The organism is Pseudomonas sp. B414, from assembly GCF_055408445.1.
The window spans coordinates 1-18,060 of sequence record NZ_JBUZTQ010000038.1; the positions used below are offsets into that span (position 1 = coordinate 1).

Genomic DNA, 18,060 nt, shown 5'->3' on the forward strand with positions numbered 1-18,060 from the left:
TTTGATGCTTGCGGGGATTATTGTGGGAGCGGGCTTGCCCGCGATTCAGGCGACGCGGTCTGGCAGGCAAACCGCGGTGATGCCATCGCAGGCAAGCCACGCTCCCACAAGAATTGTGTCCCACGCAAATTTGATGCTTGCGGGGATTATTGTGGGAGCGGGCTTGCCCGCGATTCAGGCGACGCGGTCTGGCAGGCAAACCGCGGTGATGCCATCGCAGGCAAGCCAGCCCACAAGATTTGTACCCCACGCAAACTTGATGCTTGCAGGGATTATTGTGGGAGCGGGCTTGCCCGCGATTCAGGCGACGCGGTCTGGCCGGCAGACCGCAGTGATGCCATCGCGGGCAAGCCAGCCCACAAGATTTGTACCCCACGCAAATTTGATGCTTGCGGGGATTATTGTGGGAGCGGGCTTGCCCGCGATTCAAGCGACGCGGTCTGGCAGGCAAACCGCGGTGACGCCATAGCTGGCAAGCCAGCCCACAAGATTTGTACCCCACGCAAATTTGATGCTTGCAGGGATTATTGTGGGAGCGGGCTTGCCCGCGATTCAGGCGACGCGGTCTGGCAGGCAGACCGCGGTGACGCCATCGCACCCACGAGAATTGTGTCGCACGCAAACTTGATGCTTGCAGGGATTATTGTGGGAGCGGGCTTGCCCGCGATTCAGGCGACGCGGTCTGGCAGGCAAACCGCGGTGATGCCATCGCAGGCAAGCCAGCCCACAAGATTTGTACCCCACGCAAACTTGATGCTTGCAGGGATTATTGTGGGAGCGGGCTTGCCCGCGATTCAGGCGACGCGGTCTGGCCGGCAGACCGCAGTGATGCCATCGCGGGCAAGCCACGCTCCCACAGGTTTTATGTCGTACTCAAGTTCTGATAACTACTTCCACAAATCAGCGCAGCTCGAAATCATCCGCATCCAGATACGCCGGGAAGCGCTCGCGATAGGCGGCCAACTCGGCCGCGCTCAGGCTCATGGTGAACACGCCATCCGCCTCCCCGGCACTGAGCAACGACTCGCCCTGAAAGTCGAGGATATGACTGTCCCCGGTATAGACCATGCCCTTGCCATCCGTTCCCACCCGGTTAACCGCCGCGACATAACACAGGTTTTCAATGGCCCGCGCCGGCAACAAACGGTTCCAGTGCAAGCGCCGGGCACCCGGCCAACTGGCGGTGTACAGCAGTACGTCGGTGTCATGCGGGTCGCAACTCCACGCAGGAAAACGCAGGTCATAGCAAATCAGCGGGCGAATCCGCCAGCCTTTGACTTCGAACTGAACCTGACGCTCACCCGGGGTGAAATGCTCATGCTCACCGGCCATGCGAAACAGGTGACGCTTGTCGTAGTGCAGCACTTCGCCATCGGGGCGCGCCCACAGCAACCGATTACGATGACTGCCATCCGCAGCCTGCACAATCACACTACCCGTCACCACGGCATTCAGCCTTTTGGCCTGCTTGCGCAGCCATTCGGTGCTCGGGCCATTTTCAGGCTCAGCCAGGATCTTCGACTCCATGCTGAACCCGGTGGTAAACATTTCCGGGAGCACCACCAGATCAGCGCCACGAGCCTGCTCAAGCAGCTCGTCAAAATGCTCGAAGTTCGCCTGACGGTCATGCCAGGCCAGCGTGGTTTGCACCAGCGCCACAGTCAGATCGGGTAAACCACTTAGATCACGCATAGTTTCTCTGCTGCTTCACGCAGCGTCTCCTCGCGTTTTGCAAAACATAGACGAACCAGCCGCTGCCCTTCGGGCGGGATCTGGTAGAACACCGAAACCGGGATTGTCGCCACGCCATGCTCGCGGGTCAGCCACACGGCCATGTCGACATCGTTAAGGTCCGGACGAATTCGGGAGTAATCCACCAACTGGAAATACGTTCCTGCCACCGGTTTAAAGGTAAAACGCGATGGGCTCAGCAAATCACAGAACAGGTCACGTTTGGCCTGATAAAACCCGGGCAACTCTTCAACGTGCTCGGGGTGGCTGCTCATAAAGTCCGCCAATGCATACTGCAGGGGCGTAACGCCGCAAAAACTGACGTACTGGTGAACCTTACGTAACTCGGTAGTCAAGGCTGGCGGCGCAACCACATAGCCGGTTTTCCAGCCGGTCACGTGGTAGGTTTTACCGAATGAGCTGACAACAAAGGCGCGATGGTACAACTCGGGGTGGGACAAAACACTGACGTGGGGCACGCCATCAAACACCAGGTGCTCGTACACCTCATCGCTGATGATGTAGATATCGCGATCGGCAATCAGCCTGGCCAGCTGGTCCAGTTCAGCACGGCTGATCAAGGCACCACTGGGGTTATGCGGGCTATTGAGGATGATCATCCGCGTGCGCGGGCTGAGGGCATCTTCAAGTTTTTGCCAGTCAAGCGAGAAATCATCCAGCCCCAGTTGCACATGCACGCAACGGCCACCAGCCAGCTCAACCGAGGGCTCATAGCTGTCGTAGCACGGGTCGAAGACGATGACTTCATCGCCTGCATGAATCACGGCCTGAATCGCGCAGAAAATCGCCTGGGTTGCACCGGGAGTGATGGTCACTTCGCTGTCGGCATCTACCTGAACGCCGTAGCTGCGGGCAATTTTTGCCGCCACTTGTTGGCGCAACGCAGGCAGACCGGTCATCGGCGAATACTGGTTATGACCACTGGCAATGTGCTGGCCAACCGCATCGCGCAGTGCCTGCGGGCCATCAAAATCAGGGAAGCCCTGGGACAGGTTGAGTGCGCCGGTTTCTGCCGCAAGCTGCGACATGCGCGTGAAGATGGTGGTGCCGACGTTCGGCAACTTACTGGTGATCATGGCCGTTCCCTGTTGAGTTCCCGGCACTGACTGCGGCACAGGACCTACCGAGGATAGCCCAAACGTCTGACACGAAAAAGGGTCCTTTCGGACCCTTTCTCATTACGCTTTGACCTTACGCGATTAGCGTTTGTCTTTGCGGTTTTTCTCGGCTTTCTTATGGTGCGACATCATGCGGCGTTTCTTGTTGACCTGACGGTCGGTCAGCGAGTTCTTGTTGCCTTCGTACGGGTTCTCGCCACCTTTGAACTCGATGCGGATCGGCGTACCGACCAGCTTCAAGACACGACGGTAAGTGTTTTCGAGATAACGGACGTAAGACTTCGGAACCTTCTCAACCTGGTTACCGTGGATCACGATAATCGGCGGGTTGGCACCACCCAAGTGGGCATAACGCAGCTTGATTCGACGGCTGTTGACCATCGGCGGCGCGTGCTCGCCAACCGCATCTTCCAGAATCTGGGTCAGACGGTTGGTCGGCCAGCGGGTAACCGCCGACTTGAACGAGTTCTGCACCGACTGGTACAGGTTGCCCACGCCAGTGCCGTGCAGTGCCGAGATAAAGTGGATATCGGCAAAGTCGACGAAGAACAGGCGACGGGTCAGCTCGACCTTGACGAAGTCGCGCTCGCTCGGGGTCATGCCGTCCCACTTGTTGATCGCGATAACCAGAGCCCGACCGGCCTCCAGCGCAAAGCCCAACAGGTTCAGGTCATGGTCAACCACGCCTTCGCGGGCGTCCATCACAAAGATCACCACGTTGGCGTCTTTGATCGCTTGCAGGGTTTTGACCACGGAGAATTTTTCTACTTCTTCGTGGATCTTGCCGCGCTTGCGCACACCGGCGGTGTCGATCAGCGTGTACTTCTCGTCGTTACGCTCAAACGGGATGTAGATACTGTCGCGGGTAGTGCCCGGCTGGTCATACACGATTACCCGGTCTTCACCGAGCATGCGGTTAACCAGGGTCGATTTGCCGACGTTTGGACGACCGATGATGGCGATCTTGATGCCGTCTTTTTCACTCGGGCCAGGAATGCGCTTGGCTTCCTCACCTTCAAGAACGACTTCCTCTTCACCGTCTTCCGGCTCTTCTTCGTCACGCGGGAAGTTGCTCAGGGCAATTTCCAGCATCTGCGTGATACCACGGCCATGGGCACCGGCGATCGGAATCGCGTCGCCCATACCCAGTGGTGCGAACTCGGCGCGCGCCATGTCCGGGTCGATGTTGTCGACCTTGTTGGCAACTACGTAGGAACGCTTGTTACGTTTGCGAAGGTGTTCGCCGATCATCTGGTCAGCAGCGGTAAAGCCTGCTTTTGCATCTACCAGGAACAGAACGACGTCAGCTTCTTCAATGGCCAGCAGCGACTGCTCGGCCATCTTTTCGTCCATACCGTGCTCATCACCGGAGATACCGCCGGTGTCGACCAGAATGTAGGAACGCCCTTGCCACTTGGCCTCACCGTATTGGCGATCACGGGTCAGACCGGACAAGTCGCCAACGATGGCGTCACGAGTCCTGGTCAGGCGGTTGAACAAGGTGGACTTGCCGACGTTTGGTCGGCCCACCAGGGCGATTACGGGAACCATGCGGCTCTCCACTTCGTTATTTCAGAAAATACAAAAGCCGCTGCAAGGCAGCGGCCAGAGTTCGGAACAGCACAAATGTGCCGCAAACCTTGCCAGAGCAAGGCTGCCCGAGACCATAGAGCCTCAAGCATAGACGCCTTAGCGAATGGTCAGGGCTTCCAGTTTGCCGCTGTTACCAAACACGTAAATCATGTCACCGACCACCAGCGGACGTGCCCGAAGGCCATCGCTGTCAACGCGGGTACGGCCCACGAAACGACCATCGACCTGGCTCAGCAGGTGCAGATAGCCTTCCATGTCACCGACCGCCACGTAGCTGGAAAAGACTTCCGGAGCCGACAGTTGACGGCGAGCCAGAGCATCGTTGCTCCACAGCGAAGTGGTCGAACGCTCGTCAACGCCTTCTACAGTGCCCGACGCCAGGCTGACGTAGACGCTGCCAAAACCTTGAGCGACACCGGCATAGCTGGAAGCATCACGCTGCCAGAGCACACGACCCGATTCCATTTCCAGTGCCGCCATGCGGCCCTGGTAGCTGGCAACGTACAGTGTACCGCCAGACATCAGCAGGCCACCGTCGATATCGACAATGCGTTCAAGCTCGGAGCGGCCTTGCGGGATCGCAACACGTTGCTCCCACACAGGGACGCCGTTACGCGTATCCAGGGCAACCACTTTACCGGTCGACAGCCCGGCAATTGCCAGGTGATTGGTCACCAGTGGCGCACCAGTACCACGCAAGGTCAGCACGCCCGGCGTGCTGTCATACGTCCAGCGCTGGTTGCCGGTGTCAGCATCCAGACCGATCAGACGATCGTCCTGGGTCTGTACCACCACCACATCGCCGTTGGTCGCAGGAGGTGCAAGCACTTCGCTGTTAACCCGCGAGCGCCATTTTTCTTCGCCTGTGCTGGAGTCCAGAGCAATCACGTCACCTTGCAAGGTGCCGAGCATGACCAGGCCATAGCCCAGGCCAACTGCGCCGGAAACAGGCAGTTCGAGGTCTTTTTTCCACTCAACGTCGCCGTTCATGCGGTCCAGAGACATCACTACGCCCGTTACGTCAGCGGCGTAGATGTTGTTACCTTCAACCGCTGGAACCAGCATGTTGTAGGTTTTGCCCTGACCGTCACCGATCGAGCGGCTCCACTGCTTTTGCAGCACGACTTCTTCTTTGAAGTCGGTCAGCTCAGCCGGTGGCAGTTCTTTTTTGCTGTTGCTGCTGCAACCCGCGGCCAAAACGACCAGAGCCAGCAATGCCGCATGTTTCCATCGCATCACGTCACGCATCCTCTTTGGCCAGGTCATCAAGCTTGATTTGCAAGCCGCCTACTGCCGCTTCATCGGACAGTCCGGCCTTGGCCTTTTCGTAGGCTGCACGCGCGTCATCAGTACGGCCCAGCTGTACCAGCAGGTCGCCCTTGAGTTCTTCACGGCTGGCCAGGAATGCCTTGTCCGAATCGCCTTCCAGCAGTTTCAGCGCATCTTCAACCTTGCCCTGTGCCGCCAGCACCTGAGCCAGACGCTGACGCGCCACTTCGCCCAGGGTGGCATTGGCCGGCTTGTCGACAATGGCTTTGAGCTCAGCAGCTGCGTCATCGAGCTTGCCGTTGTCCACAGCCACCTTGGCCACAAACAGGCCGCCAAATTGCGCGTAGGCAGTGCCTGCGTATTCGTTTTTCAGCTTGTTGGCCAGATCCGCCACACGGGCCACATCCGGCTTGCCGTCAGGCGTGAGTGTGGTTTCAAGCAACTGCTGATAGAGCACCGACGCACCCTGCGACTGATTGCTCTGATAGGTGGTCCAGCCTTTCCAGCCGAACACCACTACTAGTGCCAACAAGCCGCCAGTTACCAGGGGTTTGCCGTTGCGCTGCCACCAGTCTTTCAACTCGCCCAGCTGATCATCTTCGTTACTCGACACCCCAACACTCCTTATTCGCTAAATCGGCTGTTTTACAGCTTCAACCCTGCACGATGCAGGTGGCCAAGTGCTCGGCTAGAGCATCCCAGGCAATCGTTTGTTGTTCGCCCTGGCCACGCAGGGGTTTTACACCTACTACTTGCTGGGCCAATTCGTCGTCACCCAGGATCAGCGCAAACAGTGCGCCGCTCTTGTCAGCCTTTTTGAACTGGCTTTTGAAGCTGCCTGCACCGGCATTGATCTGCAAACGCAGGTTCGGCAGCTGATCGCGAACGCGTTCGCTCAAAGCCAGGGCAGCCAGTTCGGCGGCCTCGCCGAAAGCGCACAGGTAGACATCGACCTGACGCGCGATTTCTTCGGGGATTTGCTCAAGGGTTTCGAGCAGCAGGATCAGGCGCTCGATGCCCATGGCGAAGCCGACACCGGCAGTAGGCTTGCCGCCCATCTGCTCGACCAGGCCGTCATAACGACCGCCTGCACACACGGTGCCCTGGGCGCCCAGTTTGTCGGTCACCCACTCAAATACGGTCTTGCTGTAGTAATCCAGGCCACGAACCAGTTTCGGGTTGATCGTGTAGGGAATGCCGGCCGCATCGAGACGTGCCTTGAGGCCCTCGAAATGCACGCGGGATTCTTCGTCCAGATAGTCCACCAGCTTCGGCGCATCGACCAGAACCGCCTGGGTATCGGCATTCTTGGTGTCGAGCACGCGCAGCGGGTTGGATTTGAGACGGCGCTGGCTGTCTTCGTCCAGCTCGCTCAGGCGCGAGGACAAATACTCGACCAGGGCTGCACGGTAGCGCGCTCGGGCTTCGCTGGTGCCCAGGCTGTTGAGTTCGAGCTTGACCGCATCACGGATGCCCAGCTCGCCCCACAGGCGCCAGGTCAGCACGATCAGCTCGGCATCGATATCCGGACCATCCAGGTTGAACACCTCGACACCGATCTGGTGGAACTGGCGATAACGGCCTTTCTGCGGGCGCTCGTGGCGGAACATCGGGCCGATGTACCACAGTTTCTGCACCTGACCGCCGCCGGTGATGCCATGCTCGAGCACAGCTCGCACGCACGCAGCGGTACCTTCAGGACGCAGCGTCAGCGAATCGCCGTTGCGGTCTTCAAAGGTGTACATCTCTTTTTCGACGATATCGGTCACTTCACCGATCGAGCGTTTGAACAGCTCGGTGAATTCGACGATAGGCATGCGGATCTGCTTGTAACCGTAGTTATCCAGCAAACGCGAAACCTTGCTCTCGAAGTAGCGCCACAGAGGCGTCTGCTCCGGCAGGATGTCGTTCATGCCACGAATGGCTTGCAAAGACTTGCTCACAATAAATCCTTTATTCGTCTGGTTAGCCGCGCGCGATAACGGCTGCGTCAGCTTCGACCTTTTCGGCCGCCTTCTGCCGGATCAGTCTTTCGAGCTCATCCACCAGATTGTCATTCGTCAGTTTCTGCGACGGCTTGCCGTCGATGTAAATCAGGTTTGGCGTACCACCGGTAAGCCCCACATGGGCTTCCTTGGCTTCGCCAGGACCGTTCACCACACAACCGATTACAGCTACATCCAGCGGTACCAGCAGGTCTTCAAGGCGAACTTCGAGTTCGTTCATGGTTTTCACCACGTCGAAGTTCTGCCGTGAGCAGCTCGGGCACGCAATAAAATTGATGCCGCGCGAGCGCAAATGCAGGGACTTGAGGATGTCGTAACCGACTTTTACTTCCTCAACCGGGTCTGCCGCAAGGGAGATGCGAATGGTATCGCCAATTCCCTCGGCGAGCAGCATACCTAGGCCCACGGCAGATTTCACTGTGCCTGAGCGCAAACCACCGGCTTCGGTGATACCCAGGTGCAGCGGCTGAACAATTTCCTTGGCCAGCAGGCGATAGGCTTCAACGGCCATAAACACGTCGGAAGCCTTCACGCTGACCTTGAAGTCTTTGAAGTTCAGGCGCTCAAGGTGCTCAACGTGACGCAGGGCCGACTCGACCAGAGCGGCGGGCGTTGGTTCGCCGTATTTCTTTTGCAGATCTTTTTCAAGGGAGCCTGCGTTGACGCCGATGCGGATCGGAATACCGCGATCGCGGGCAGCATCGACTACCGCACGCACACGATCTTCACGACCGATGTTGCCCGGGTTGATCCGCAGGCAGTCCACACCCAGCTCCGCAACGCGCAGGGCGATACGGTAGTCGAAGTGGATATCGGCGACCAATGGCACTTTAACCAGTTGCTTGATCCGGCCAAAAGCTTCGGCTGCGTCCATATCCGGCACGGAAATCCGCACGATATCGACGCCTGCGGCTTCCAGGCGATTGATTTGGGCAACGGTGGCAGCGACATCATTGGTGTCGCTGTTGGTCATGCTCTGCACAGCAATAGGGGCATCGCCACCTACTGGCACATTACCGACCCAGATTTTGCGCGATTCGCGACGTTTGATTGGTGATTCGCCGTGCATGACTTATTGACCCAACTTCAGGCGAGCAGTCTCGCCACTGGTGAAAGGAGCTACATCCACAGGCTGGCCGTTGTAGCTCACCTGGGCGCCGCGGGCATAGCCCAGGCGCAGGCTCAGTGGCGGTTTGCCGCTCACTTCCAGATTTTCGCCTTTGCGTTTCAAGCCACCAAACAGCACTTTGCCCGTGGCGTCGGTGACCTGAGTCCAGCAATCAGCGGTGTAGTGCACATTCACTTTGCCAGCACCGGCGACCGGCGCGGCGGCTGGTGCAGGTGCAGGTGCAGCCGTTACTGGGGCCACAACAGCAGGTGCAGGTTGTTGAACCGGAGCTGCTGGAGCTGCTGGAGCCTGAGGCTGTGCAGCCGGTGTAGCCGGTGCAGCCGGCAATGCCAGCTCAGTGGTAGCGCCCTGCTCTGCGGCTGCCTCGGTCGCAACCGCTGCTTCGCCCTCGGCCGCAGCCTCGGCAACAGCCTGATCTTCCGGCTCGTCGATCGGATGGATACGGGTGGTACCGTCGGCCCCTTCGACCTCAACGTGCTCCGGAGCCAAGCCGATCAGATCCTTGGCGCGCATGGAGGTCTGGTTCTGCCACCAGATAAAACCGCCACCCACTACAGCCAGCAGCAACAAAAGGCTGACGACACGCAAAATGGTATGGGATACCCGTACCGGTTCTTCTATGCGGCCCAGGCTGTGCACGTTGCTGCCATTGGCATCGGTGCCGGTATACAGGTCAAAATCATGCACCAGGCTGGTTTGATCCATGCCCAGCAACTTGGCATAGGCACGGATATAGCCGCGGGCGAATGTATGCCCTGGCAGCTTGTCGAACGCGCCGGTCTCAAGGTTGCTCAAGGAGCTGGCCGTGAGATTGAGTTTCAAGGCGACTTCAGCCAAGGTCCAGCCATTGTTTTCACGGGCCTGACGCAGGGTCTCACCGGGATTGACACGAGTCGCTGCTAGAACTTCGGGTTGCGCCGCTTTCATCATTGCTCCGACAGGTATTGCTGATATTCCGGCGTGCCGGGATAGAGTCGTTTTAGTTGCTGGCCATGGTTGGCAGTTGGGGTGCGGTCGTCGAAAACACTCGCCAGTCGCGCACCGAGCAATAGACTACGTGCATTTTGCCCGCTAAGCAGGCTAAAACGATCGTAAAAGTCACGTGCCGTTACATATTGCTTGTCCTGATAGGCCATCCCGGCCATTTCAAGCAGCGCACGCGGTTGCCGGGGGTTCAGGCGCAGGGCTTTTTCGAGCTGCTGACGCCCGACCTCACGCTGGCCCAACTCAAGCGACGTTATACCCAGATTTTCGTAGATACGGGAACGTTCCGGGTAAAGGTTGTCTGCCGCCGCTTTTTCAAACTGGGCGCTGGCCTCCTGATAGCGCTGACGCTCAAACAGGAAACTGCCGTAATTATTGAGGATGCGGGCATCGCCAGGCCTACCGTTCAATGCGGTACGGAATGCCTGCTCGGCCAGGTCAAATTCCATTTCGGCCTGAAACACCAAAGCCAGTGCGGCGTTGGTGTCAGGGTCCTTCTTGTCGAGTTCAAGCGCCTTGCGCAAAGGGATCTTGGCCTGCTCGGTCATCCCTTGCTGCAAATAGCCCAACCCCAACTGAACATAAGCCTGACGCGCCTCGTTACGGCCCTTGTCGCCAGCCATCGGGCTTGAATCACCCGATGACACGCAGCCAGCCAATAAGCTGACCAACACAACCGGGAGCGCGGCGCGCAGGATCATGGACGTCCTCTCTCAGGGCGCAGAGGCAGCGTTTTGCGCTGAATCGGCATCAGTACTCAGCTCGCGCGCTGCAATCAGGCGCGAACTGCGGCGGGTACGATCATTGACCTGACCTACCAGTTGCCCGCATGCCGCGTCGATGTCTTCACCACGGGTGGTGCGCACAGTCACGTTGTAGCCAGCCTGCTGCAGCAGCTCCTGGAAACGGCGGATGGCGTTGTTGCTTGGACGCTCATAGCCAGAATGCGGGAACGGGTTGAACGGGATCAGGTTGATCTTGCACGGGGTGTCTTTAAGCAGCTCGATCATTTCACGGGCGTGGTCGACATGGTCGTTCACGTCCTTGAGCAAGGTGTACTCAACGGTCAGCACGCGCTTTTCGCCCAGGGTCGCCATATAGCGACGGCAGGAATCCAGCAGCATGGCCAGGGGGTACTTCTTGTTGATCGGCACCAGTTGACTGCGCAATGCGTCATTGGGTGCGTGCAGCGACAATGCCAGCGAAACGTCGATGTGCTTGGCCAGCTCATCGATCATCGGTACCACGCCCGAGGTAGACAGGGTTACACGGCGCTTGGAGATGCCGTAGCCCAGGTCATCCATCATCAGGTGCATGGCCGAGATGACATTGTCGAAGTTCAGCAGCGGCTCGCCCATGCCCATCATCACCACATTGGTGATGGCACGGTCGATGGTTGCCGGGACGCTGCCAAAGGATTTATTGGCAATCCACACCTGGCCGATCACTTCGGCGGCAGTGAGGTTGCTGTTGAAGCCTTGCTTGCCAGTGGAGCAGAAACTGCAGTCCAGGGCACAGCCAGCCTGGGACGAAACGCACAAGGTGCCACGTTTGCCCGAGGGAATATAAACGGTCTCGACGCAGCTGCCGGACTCTACGCGCACCACCCATTTACGGGTGCCATCGGTAGAAATATCCTCGCTGACGACTTCAGGGCCACGAACCTCAGCAATGGCCTTGAGCTTGTCGCGCAGGGCCTTGCTGACGTTAGTCATGGCGTCGAAATCATCGACGCCAAAGTGGTGAATCCACTTCATGACCTGACCGGCACGGAAACGCTTCTCCCCGATTGAGTCGAAGAATTTCTCCATTTCCGGTTGAGTCAAACCCAACAGGTTGGTTTTGCCAGTCGTTGCAATCATGTCTTCACCCTCACTCACAAGCCAATACTTAGCGAGTGGTTACTTCAGTAGCTGCGAAAAAGTACGAGATTTCACGAGCAGCAGCTGCTTCGGAGTCGGAACCGTGAACAGCGTTAGCGTCGATGGAATCAGCGAAATCAGCACGGATAGTGCCGGCAGCTGCTTCTTTAGGGTTGGTAGCGCCCATCAGTTCGCGGTTCAGAGCGATAGCGTTTTCGCCTTCCAGAACCTGAACAACAACAGGACCGGAGATCATGAAAGCAACCAGGTCGCCGAAGAAACCACGAGCGCTGTGCTCAGCGTAGAAGCCTTCAGCTTCAGCTTTGGACAGTTGCTTCATTTTCGAAGCTACAACCTTCAGGCCGGCTTTTTCAAAACGAGTGGTGATCTCGCCGATAACGTTTTTTGCAACAGCGTCAGGCTTGATGATGGAGAAAGTGCGTTGAACAGCCATGGTGTAACTCCAGAAACAGTGATTTAAGCGAAAAATTAAACCCGCGAATTATACGCGGGTTCTTGGGCATTGCATAATTACGTCGTTTACAAGCTTAGTCGGCTTCTTCGATCCACAAACCCTGAATGGCTTCGAGAACCTTCTCTCCGCCGCGATCAGGGATATCGTCGAACTCAGGCAACGCCATGACCAGATTGCGCAGCGTGACGAAATTCACCGAGAGCGGATCGACATCCGGGTGAGCTTCAGCCAGCTGTATGGCGATTTCCTGCACATCAACCCATTTAAGGCTCATGACAATTCCTTATCAGTGCGGCGCTTCGGCAGCATGGTTGAGCGAGTACTTAGGAATCTCGACAGTGATGTCTTCAGTGCCGACGCGAGCCTGACAACTCAGGCGCGAAGTCGCTTCCAGACCCCATGCTCTATCAAGATAGTCCTCTTCCAGCTCGTCAGCTTCGTTCAGCGAGTCAAAACCCTCGCGAATCACGCAGTGACAAGTGGTACAGGCGCAAACACCACCGCAGGCACTTTCGATTTCGATGTGATTGTCGTGGGCCACTTCGAGAATGGTCTTGCCGGTCTCAGCCTCTACAACCATACCGTCCGGGCAATGCTCGGCGTGTGGCAGAAAAATGATCTGCGGCATCAGTTATTCCTCGATTTCATTCAGGTTGCGACCCGACAGGGCGGCCTTGACGGTCAAATCCATGCGACGGGCAGCAAAGGCATCGGTCACTTGCGACAGACGCTTGGTCTGCTGCTCGATGGCGTAACCATCGGTGCCTTTCAACAATTCGGACAATTCCTGCATCTGCAGCTCAATGACCATGCGCTCTTCAGCGTCCAGCAAACGCTCGCCATCGACTTCAAGGGCTGCTTGCACAGCCTCGATCAGACGCTGGGCATCCACCTGCTGTTCACGCAGTACGCGGGCAACCTTGTCGTCACTGGCGTACTGGAACGAATCCTTGAGCATTTTGGCGATTTCGCCGTCGGTCAGACCGTAGGACGGCTTGACCTGGATATTGGCCTCAACACCCGAACCCAACTCGCGGGCCGACACACTGAGCAGGCCATCGGCATCCACCTGGAAGGTCACGCGAATTTTCGCGGCACCGGCCACCATTGGCGGAATACCACGCAACTCAAAGCGCGCCAGGGAGCGGCAATCGCTGATCAACTCACGCTCGCCCTGCAGCACATGAATCATCATGGCCGTCTGGCCATCTTTATAGGTGGTGAAATCCTGGGCGCGGGCCACCGGGATCGTGGTGTTGCGCGGAATGACCTTTTCCATCAGGCCGCCCATGGTCTCAAGACCCAGCGACAAGGGAATCACGTCCAGCAGCAGCAACTCGCCACCGTCACGCTTGTTGCCCGCCAGGGTATCAGCCTGGATCGCAGCGCCAATGGCGACCACTTGATCAGGGTCGATATCGGTCAGCGGCTCACGGCCAAACATTTCTGCAACTGCTTCGCGCACGCGGGGCACACGGGTCGAGCCACCGACCATGACCACAGCCTGAACATCTTCAATCTCGATATTGGCGTCGCGCACGGCACGGCGGCAAGCCTTGAGGCTGCGCGCAACCATTGGCTCGATCAGCGCATCGAAGGCCTCGCGGGTCAACTGCGCCTGCCAGTCACCAAAGGCAACGGTCACCGAGGAGGCCTCGGTCAGCGCTTCCTTGGCGGCGCAAGCAGCTTGCAGCAAGGTCCGTTGGGTGCCCGGATCGAGATCAGCAGACAAGCCGGCCTCGGCAACCATCCAGCTAGCGATCGCGTGATCGAAATCATCGCCGCCCAGGGCGCTGTCGCCACCGGTGGCCAGGACTTCAAACACACCGCCGGTCAGGCGCAGGATCGAAATATCGAACGTACCCCCGCCCAGGTCATAGATAGCTACAACCCCTTCAGCGGACTGATCCAGACCATAAGCCACTGCAGCAGCGGTCGGCTCATTGAGCAGGCGCAGCACATTCAGACCGGCCAGCTTGGCCGCATCCTTGGTAGCCTGGCGTTGGGCATCGTCGAAATAGGCCGGAACGGTAATCACCGCCCCTACCAGCTCGCCGCCCAGAGTCTTCTCGGCCCGCTCACGCAGTACCTTGAGGATTTCAGCCGACACTTCAACCGGGCTTTTCGGGCCCTGCACAGTGTCGATAAACGGCATGTGCGACTCACCGCCAACAAAGCGGTAAGGCAACTGCTCGCCCAACTGCTTGACGTCGGACAGACCACGACCCATCAAGCGCTTGACCGACAGCACGGTGTTGAAAGGATCGCTGGAGGCCGCCAGACGCGCCGACTCACCTACCTCGACGCGATCAGCGTGATAGCGCACCGCCGACGGCAAAATGACTTTGCCATTTGCGTCGGCCAGAGGCTCGGAAAGGCCGCTGCGCAAAGCAGCGACCAGCGAATTGGTTGTGCCCAAGTCGATCCCCACAGCCAGACGACGCTGGTGCGGTTGAGGACTTTGGCCGGGTTCGGCGATCTGCAGTAGGGCCATCGTAATCAGGACTTATCTGTAATCAGGCGTGCCATCAGGGAAGCACGGAGTTAATCGTCGAGGCGCTCTTCTAACTGGCGCACTTCGTAAGTGAGCTTGTCGAGGAACTGCATGCGCCGCATCAGGCGTTCGGCCTGTTCGCGTTGCGCAGCGTCATCCCAACAAGCAGCGAAGCTGTCGTTCAATTGGTTCTGAGCGACTTTCAGTCGACGCTTGAATGCTGCAATACCTGCCATATCGGCGCTGTCGTGCAAATCTTCAAGTTCTTCGCGCCACTGCATTTGCTGCATCAGGAACTCGGGATCGTGCACCGTGACTTCCAGCGGCAACTCGCCACCCTTTAGCGCAAGCAGGTAACGCGCACGCTTGGCAGGGCTCTTGAGTGTCTGGTAGGCCTCATTGAGGCTGGCGGACTGTTCCAGCGCCAGACGCTGCTCGCGCTCGGAACCATCGGCAAACCGATCCGGGTGAACACCGCGCGCCAACTCTCGGTAACGCACAGCCAGCTGATCGAGATCCAGGTTGAACCCCGGCTGCAGCTCAAACAAAGCAAAATGACAAGGAGTACCCACGAATAGCCTCAGATGTTGAAGCTTTCGCCGCAGCCACATTCACCGCGCACGTTAGGGTTATTGAACTTGAAGCCTTCGTTCAGGCCTTCCTTGACGAAATCCAGTTCGGTGCCGTCAAGATAGGTCAGGCTTTTCGGATCAATGATCACTTTTTCGCCATGGGTTTCGAAGACCTGGTCTTCTTCGCCCACTTCATCGACAAACTCCAGCACATAGGCAAGACCGGAACAGCCCGTGGTGCGAACACCCAGACGAATCCCCTCACCTTTGCCGCGCCCATCAAGGGAGCGGCGAATGTGTCGCGCAGCCGCTTCTGTCATGCTGATAGCCATCGTGACTCCTTACCTTTTGCCAGTTTCTTCACCTTGCCCGCGCCACACAAAGGCGCAGGCAGTACGGATCAGATCAAACCTTTCTTCTGCTTGTAGTCGCGAACAGCAGCCTTGATGGCGTCTTCAGCGAGTACCGAGCAGTGAATTTTTACCGGCGGCAAAGCCAGTTCTTCAGCCAGCTGAGTGTTCTTGATGGTCTCTGCTTCATCCAGAGTCTTGCCTTTCATCCACTCGGTGGCCAGGGAGCTGGAAGCGATTGCCGAACCGCAACCATAGGTCTTGAACTTGGCATCTTCAATAATGCCCTGCTCATTGACCTTGATCTGCAAACGCATCACGTCGCCGCACGCCGGGGCGCCGACCATGCCGGTGCCAACATCCGGGTCTTCCGCGTCCATCTTGCCGACGTTGCGCGGGTTTTCGTAGTGGTCGATGACCTTTTCGCTGTAAGCCATGGTACTAATCCTCACTCATCAGAGAGTCGCTCTTGAGACGCTGTAAAAGCTGCTGTTCGCTGCGTTTACAGCGTCTGCCTACGGCGACTTAAATTGTTAGTGCGCCGCCCATTCGATTTTCGAGATGTCGATGCCGTCTTTGTACATGTCCCACAGCGGCGATAGGGCGCGCAGCTTGGTAACAGCCTCGCAAACCTTCTGCGCGGCGTAATCGATTTCTTCTTCGGTGGTGAAACGACCGAAGGTGAAGCGGATCGAGCTGTGAGCCAGTTCGTCGTTACGGCCCAGGGCGCGCAAGACGTAGGACGGCTCAAGGGATGCCGAGGTGCAAGCCGAACCGGACGACACAGCCAGATCCTTGAGCGCCATGATCAGCGACTCGCCTTCAACGTAGTTGAAGCTCAGGTTCAGGTTGTGCGGTACGCGGTGGATCATGCTGCCGTTGACGTACAGCTCTTCAAGGTGTTCAACCTGCTTGAAGAAACGGTCGCTCAAGGCCTTGATACGGATGTTTTCAGCAGCCATTTCTTCTTTGGCGATCTGAAACGCTTCGCCCATGCCCACGATCTGGTGGGTGGCCAGGGTGCCCGAACGCATGCCGCGCTCGTGACCGCCGCCGTGCATGGCCGCTTCAATACGTACGCGAGGTTTGCGGCTGACGTACAGCGCGCCGATGCCTTTAGGGCCGTAGGTCTTGTGTGCCGAGAAGGACATCATGTCGACTTTCAGCTTGGCCAGGTCGATTTCAACCTTGCCGGTGGACTGTGCCGCATCAACATGGAACAACACGCCGCGCGAGCGAGTCAGCTCACCAATGGCAGCGATATCGTTGATGGTGCCGATTTCGTTGTTCACGTGCATGATCGAAACCAGGATGGTGTCGTCGCGCATGGCTGCTTCAACCATGGCCGGCGTTACCAGACCGTCTTCACCCGGCTCGATGTAGGTCACTTCAAAGCCTTCACGCTCCAGCTGACGCATGGTGTCGAGAACGGCTTTGTGCTCAATCTTGTCGGTGATCAGGTGCTTGCCCTTGGTGGCATAGAAATGCGCAGCACCCTTGATTGCCAGGTTGTTGGCCTCGGTAGCACCGGAGGTCCAGACAATTTCACGGGGGTCGGCATTGACCAGGTCAGCAACCTGACGGCGGCCGTTCTCTACCGCTTCTTCAGCCTTCCAGCCGAATACGTGGGAGCGCGAAGCCGGGTTACCGAAGTTCCCGTCAACCAGCAGGCAATCGCTCATTTTTTGAGCAACACGCGGATCAACCGGGGTAGTGGCTGAGTAATCGAGGTAAATTGGCAACTTCATGAACTATCTCCTAAATCAGGCTGGCTGGCGCACCGTCGTTTTTATGCAATCACTCGACGGCGGACGCTTGGATCTTATCCAGGTGCGGCGCCTTGCCATTACAGCGGCGCTGATCCTGACGCTGGGCTACTTCTTGTACCTCACGGCGAGTGACAAGATCAGCCAAGCTGATACCGCTGAGAAAATCGTGGATTTGCAAGCTGAGGTCGCACCACAGGTGGTGGGTCAGGCAGGTGTCGCCGGCATGGCAGTCGCCAAGACCCTGGCAACGCGTGGCGTCGACCGACTCGTTGACGGCATCGATCACCTGAGCCACCTGAATGCCCTGCATGTCGCGCGACAGCTGATAGCCGCCGCCCGGACCACGCACACTGGAAACCAGGCTGCTGCGGCGCAATTTGGCAAAGAGTTGTTCAAGGTAGGAAAGCGAGATGCCTTGGCGCTCGGAAATATCGGCCAGGGACACCGGCCCGTGCTGTGCATGCAACGCCAAATCGAGCATTGCAGTTACGGCGTAACGGCCTTTTGTAGTCAGTCTCATGGACAGGTACCACGGAATTCGGAATGAGGGCGAGTATGTTATACCCGACTAATTAAGTCAACTATTAGACCTAGTACTTTAGTCGGGATTACCCGCAAAACAGCGCGCGTATTGTAGCAGGGTCTGCGGCGTAATGGCACATGAAGCAGATGGAGCGACCCTGCACA

General features: G+C 57.9%; 19 protein-coding genes. All 19 read right to left on the reverse strand.

Going from position 1 to position 18,060, the window contains the following annotated elements; all coding sequences use genetic code 11:
- Positions 1-900 precede the first annotated feature (900 nt).
- On the reverse strand, positions 901-1,692 hold the full coding sequence (locus ACZRMH_RS22045) for an amidohydrolase (RefSeq protein WP_464015286.1): 792 nt from the start codon (positions 1,690-1,692) through the stop codon (positions 901-903).
- Positions 1,680-2,828, reverse strand: coding sequence for a pyridoxal phosphate-dependent aminotransferase (locus tag ACZRMH_RS22050; protein ID WP_464015287.1), 1,149 nt, complete (start codon positions 2,826-2,828; stop codon positions 1,680-1,682). Before ACZRMH_RS22050 ends, ACZRMH_RS22045 begins: the two co-directional genes overlap by 13 nt.
- Before the next feature lie 123 nt (positions 2,829-2,951).
- A complete protein-coding gene (gene der / locus ACZRMH_RS22055; RefSeq protein ID WP_248096022.1) occupies positions 2,952-4,421 on the reverse strand; it encodes a ribosome biogenesis GTPase Der in 1,470 nt (489 codons plus the stop codon).
- Positions 4,422-4,559: 138 nt separating this feature from the next.
- A complete protein-coding gene (gene bamB / locus ACZRMH_RS22060; RefSeq protein ID WP_464015288.1) occupies positions 4,560-5,711 on the reverse strand; it encodes an outer membrane protein assembly factor BamB in 1,152 nt (383 codons plus the stop codon).
- The gene (locus tag ACZRMH_RS22065) at positions 5,704-6,345 is read right to left on the reverse strand and encodes a tetratricopeptide repeat protein (RefSeq protein WP_464015289.1); all 642 of its coding nucleotides are present in this window, start codon (positions 6,343-6,345) and stop codon (positions 5,704-5,706) included. Before ACZRMH_RS22065 ends, bamB begins: the two co-directional genes overlap by 8 nt.
- 40 nt (positions 6,346-6,385) lie before the next feature.
- Positions 6,386-7,675 (reverse strand): histidine--tRNA ligase, encoded by a 1,290-nt coding sequence (gene hisS, locus ACZRMH_RS22070; RefSeq protein WP_095001465.1) that lies wholly within the window; start codon positions 7,673-7,675, stop codon positions 6,386-6,388.
- A gap of 22 nt (positions 7,676-7,697) precedes the next feature.
- Entirely contained in the window at positions 7,698-8,807 is a 1,110-nt protein-coding gene (gene ispG, locus ACZRMH_RS22075; protein WP_464015290.1) for a flavodoxin-dependent (E)-4-hydroxy-3-methylbut-2-enyl-diphosphate synthase, read from the reverse strand.
- A gap of 3 nt (positions 8,808-8,810) precedes the next feature.
- The gene (locus ACZRMH_RS22080; RefSeq protein ID WP_464015291.1) at positions 8,811-9,794 is read right to left on the reverse strand and encodes a RodZ domain-containing protein; all 984 of its coding nucleotides are present in this window, start codon (positions 9,792-9,794) and stop codon (positions 8,811-8,813) included.
- Positions 9,794-10,552, reverse strand: coding sequence for a type IV pilus biogenesis/stability protein PilW (gene pilW, locus ACZRMH_RS22085; RefSeq protein ID WP_464015292.1), 759 nt, complete (start codon positions 10,550-10,552; stop codon positions 9,794-9,796). The genes ACZRMH_RS22080 and pilW overlap by 1 nt, the downstream gene beginning before the upstream one ends.
- Before the next feature lie 12 nt (positions 10,553-10,564).
- The gene (gene rlmN, locus ACZRMH_RS22090) at positions 10,565-11,713 is read right to left on the reverse strand and encodes a dual-specificity RNA methyltransferase RlmN (protein WP_464015293.1); all 1,149 of its coding nucleotides are present in this window, start codon (positions 11,711-11,713) and stop codon (positions 10,565-10,567) included.
- A gap of 28 nt (positions 11,714-11,741) precedes the next feature.
- A complete protein-coding gene (gene ndk / locus ACZRMH_RS22095; protein WP_010457859.1) occupies positions 11,742-12,167 on the reverse strand; it encodes a nucleoside-diphosphate kinase in 426 nt (141 codons plus the stop codon).
- 94 nt (positions 12,168-12,261) lie between these two features.
- Positions 12,262-12,462: a Fe-S cluster assembly protein IscX gene (gene iscX / locus ACZRMH_RS22100; RefSeq protein WP_016779607.1), complete on the reverse strand. Its 201-nt coding sequence runs from the start codon at positions 12,460-12,462 to the stop codon at positions 12,262-12,264.
- Between the two features lie 12 nt (positions 12,463-12,474).
- Positions 12,475-12,816: an ISC system 2Fe-2S type ferredoxin gene (gene fdx, locus ACZRMH_RS22105; RefSeq protein ID WP_003443365.1), complete on the reverse strand. Its 342-nt coding sequence runs from the start codon at positions 12,814-12,816 to the stop codon at positions 12,475-12,477.
- A gap of 3 nt (positions 12,817-12,819) precedes the next feature.
- A complete protein-coding gene (gene hscA / locus ACZRMH_RS22110; protein WP_464015294.1) occupies positions 12,820-14,682 on the reverse strand; it encodes a Fe-S protein assembly chaperone HscA in 1,863 nt (620 codons plus the stop codon).
- A gap of 50 nt (positions 14,683-14,732) precedes the next feature.
- Positions 14,733-15,254: a co-chaperone HscB gene (gene hscB, locus ACZRMH_RS22115; protein WP_464015295.1), complete on the reverse strand. Its 522-nt coding sequence runs from the start codon at positions 15,252-15,254 to the stop codon at positions 14,733-14,735.
- Positions 15,255-15,262: 8 nt separating this feature from the next.
- Positions 15,263-15,586, reverse strand: coding sequence for an iron-sulfur cluster assembly protein IscA (gene iscA, locus ACZRMH_RS22120; RefSeq protein ID WP_016779604.1), 324 nt, complete (start codon positions 15,584-15,586; stop codon positions 15,263-15,265).
- 68 nt (positions 15,587-15,654) lie between these two features.
- Entirely contained in the window at positions 15,655-16,041 is a 387-nt protein-coding gene (gene iscU, locus ACZRMH_RS22125; RefSeq protein ID WP_003443374.1) for a Fe-S cluster assembly scaffold IscU, read from the reverse strand.
- A 96-nt stretch (positions 16,042-16,137) separates the two neighbouring features.
- Complete coding sequence (locus ACZRMH_RS22130; protein ID WP_464015296.1) at positions 16,138-17,352, reverse strand: IscS subfamily cysteine desulfurase; 1,215 nt, start codon at positions 17,350-17,352, stop codon at positions 16,138-16,140.
- Positions 17,353-17,401: 49 nt separating this feature from the next.
- On the reverse strand, positions 17,402-17,893 hold the full coding sequence (iscR, locus tag ACZRMH_RS22135; protein ID WP_464015297.1) for a Fe-S cluster assembly transcriptional regulator IscR: 492 nt from the start codon (positions 17,891-17,893) through the stop codon (positions 17,402-17,404).
- Positions 17,894-18,060: the final 167 nt, after the last annotated feature.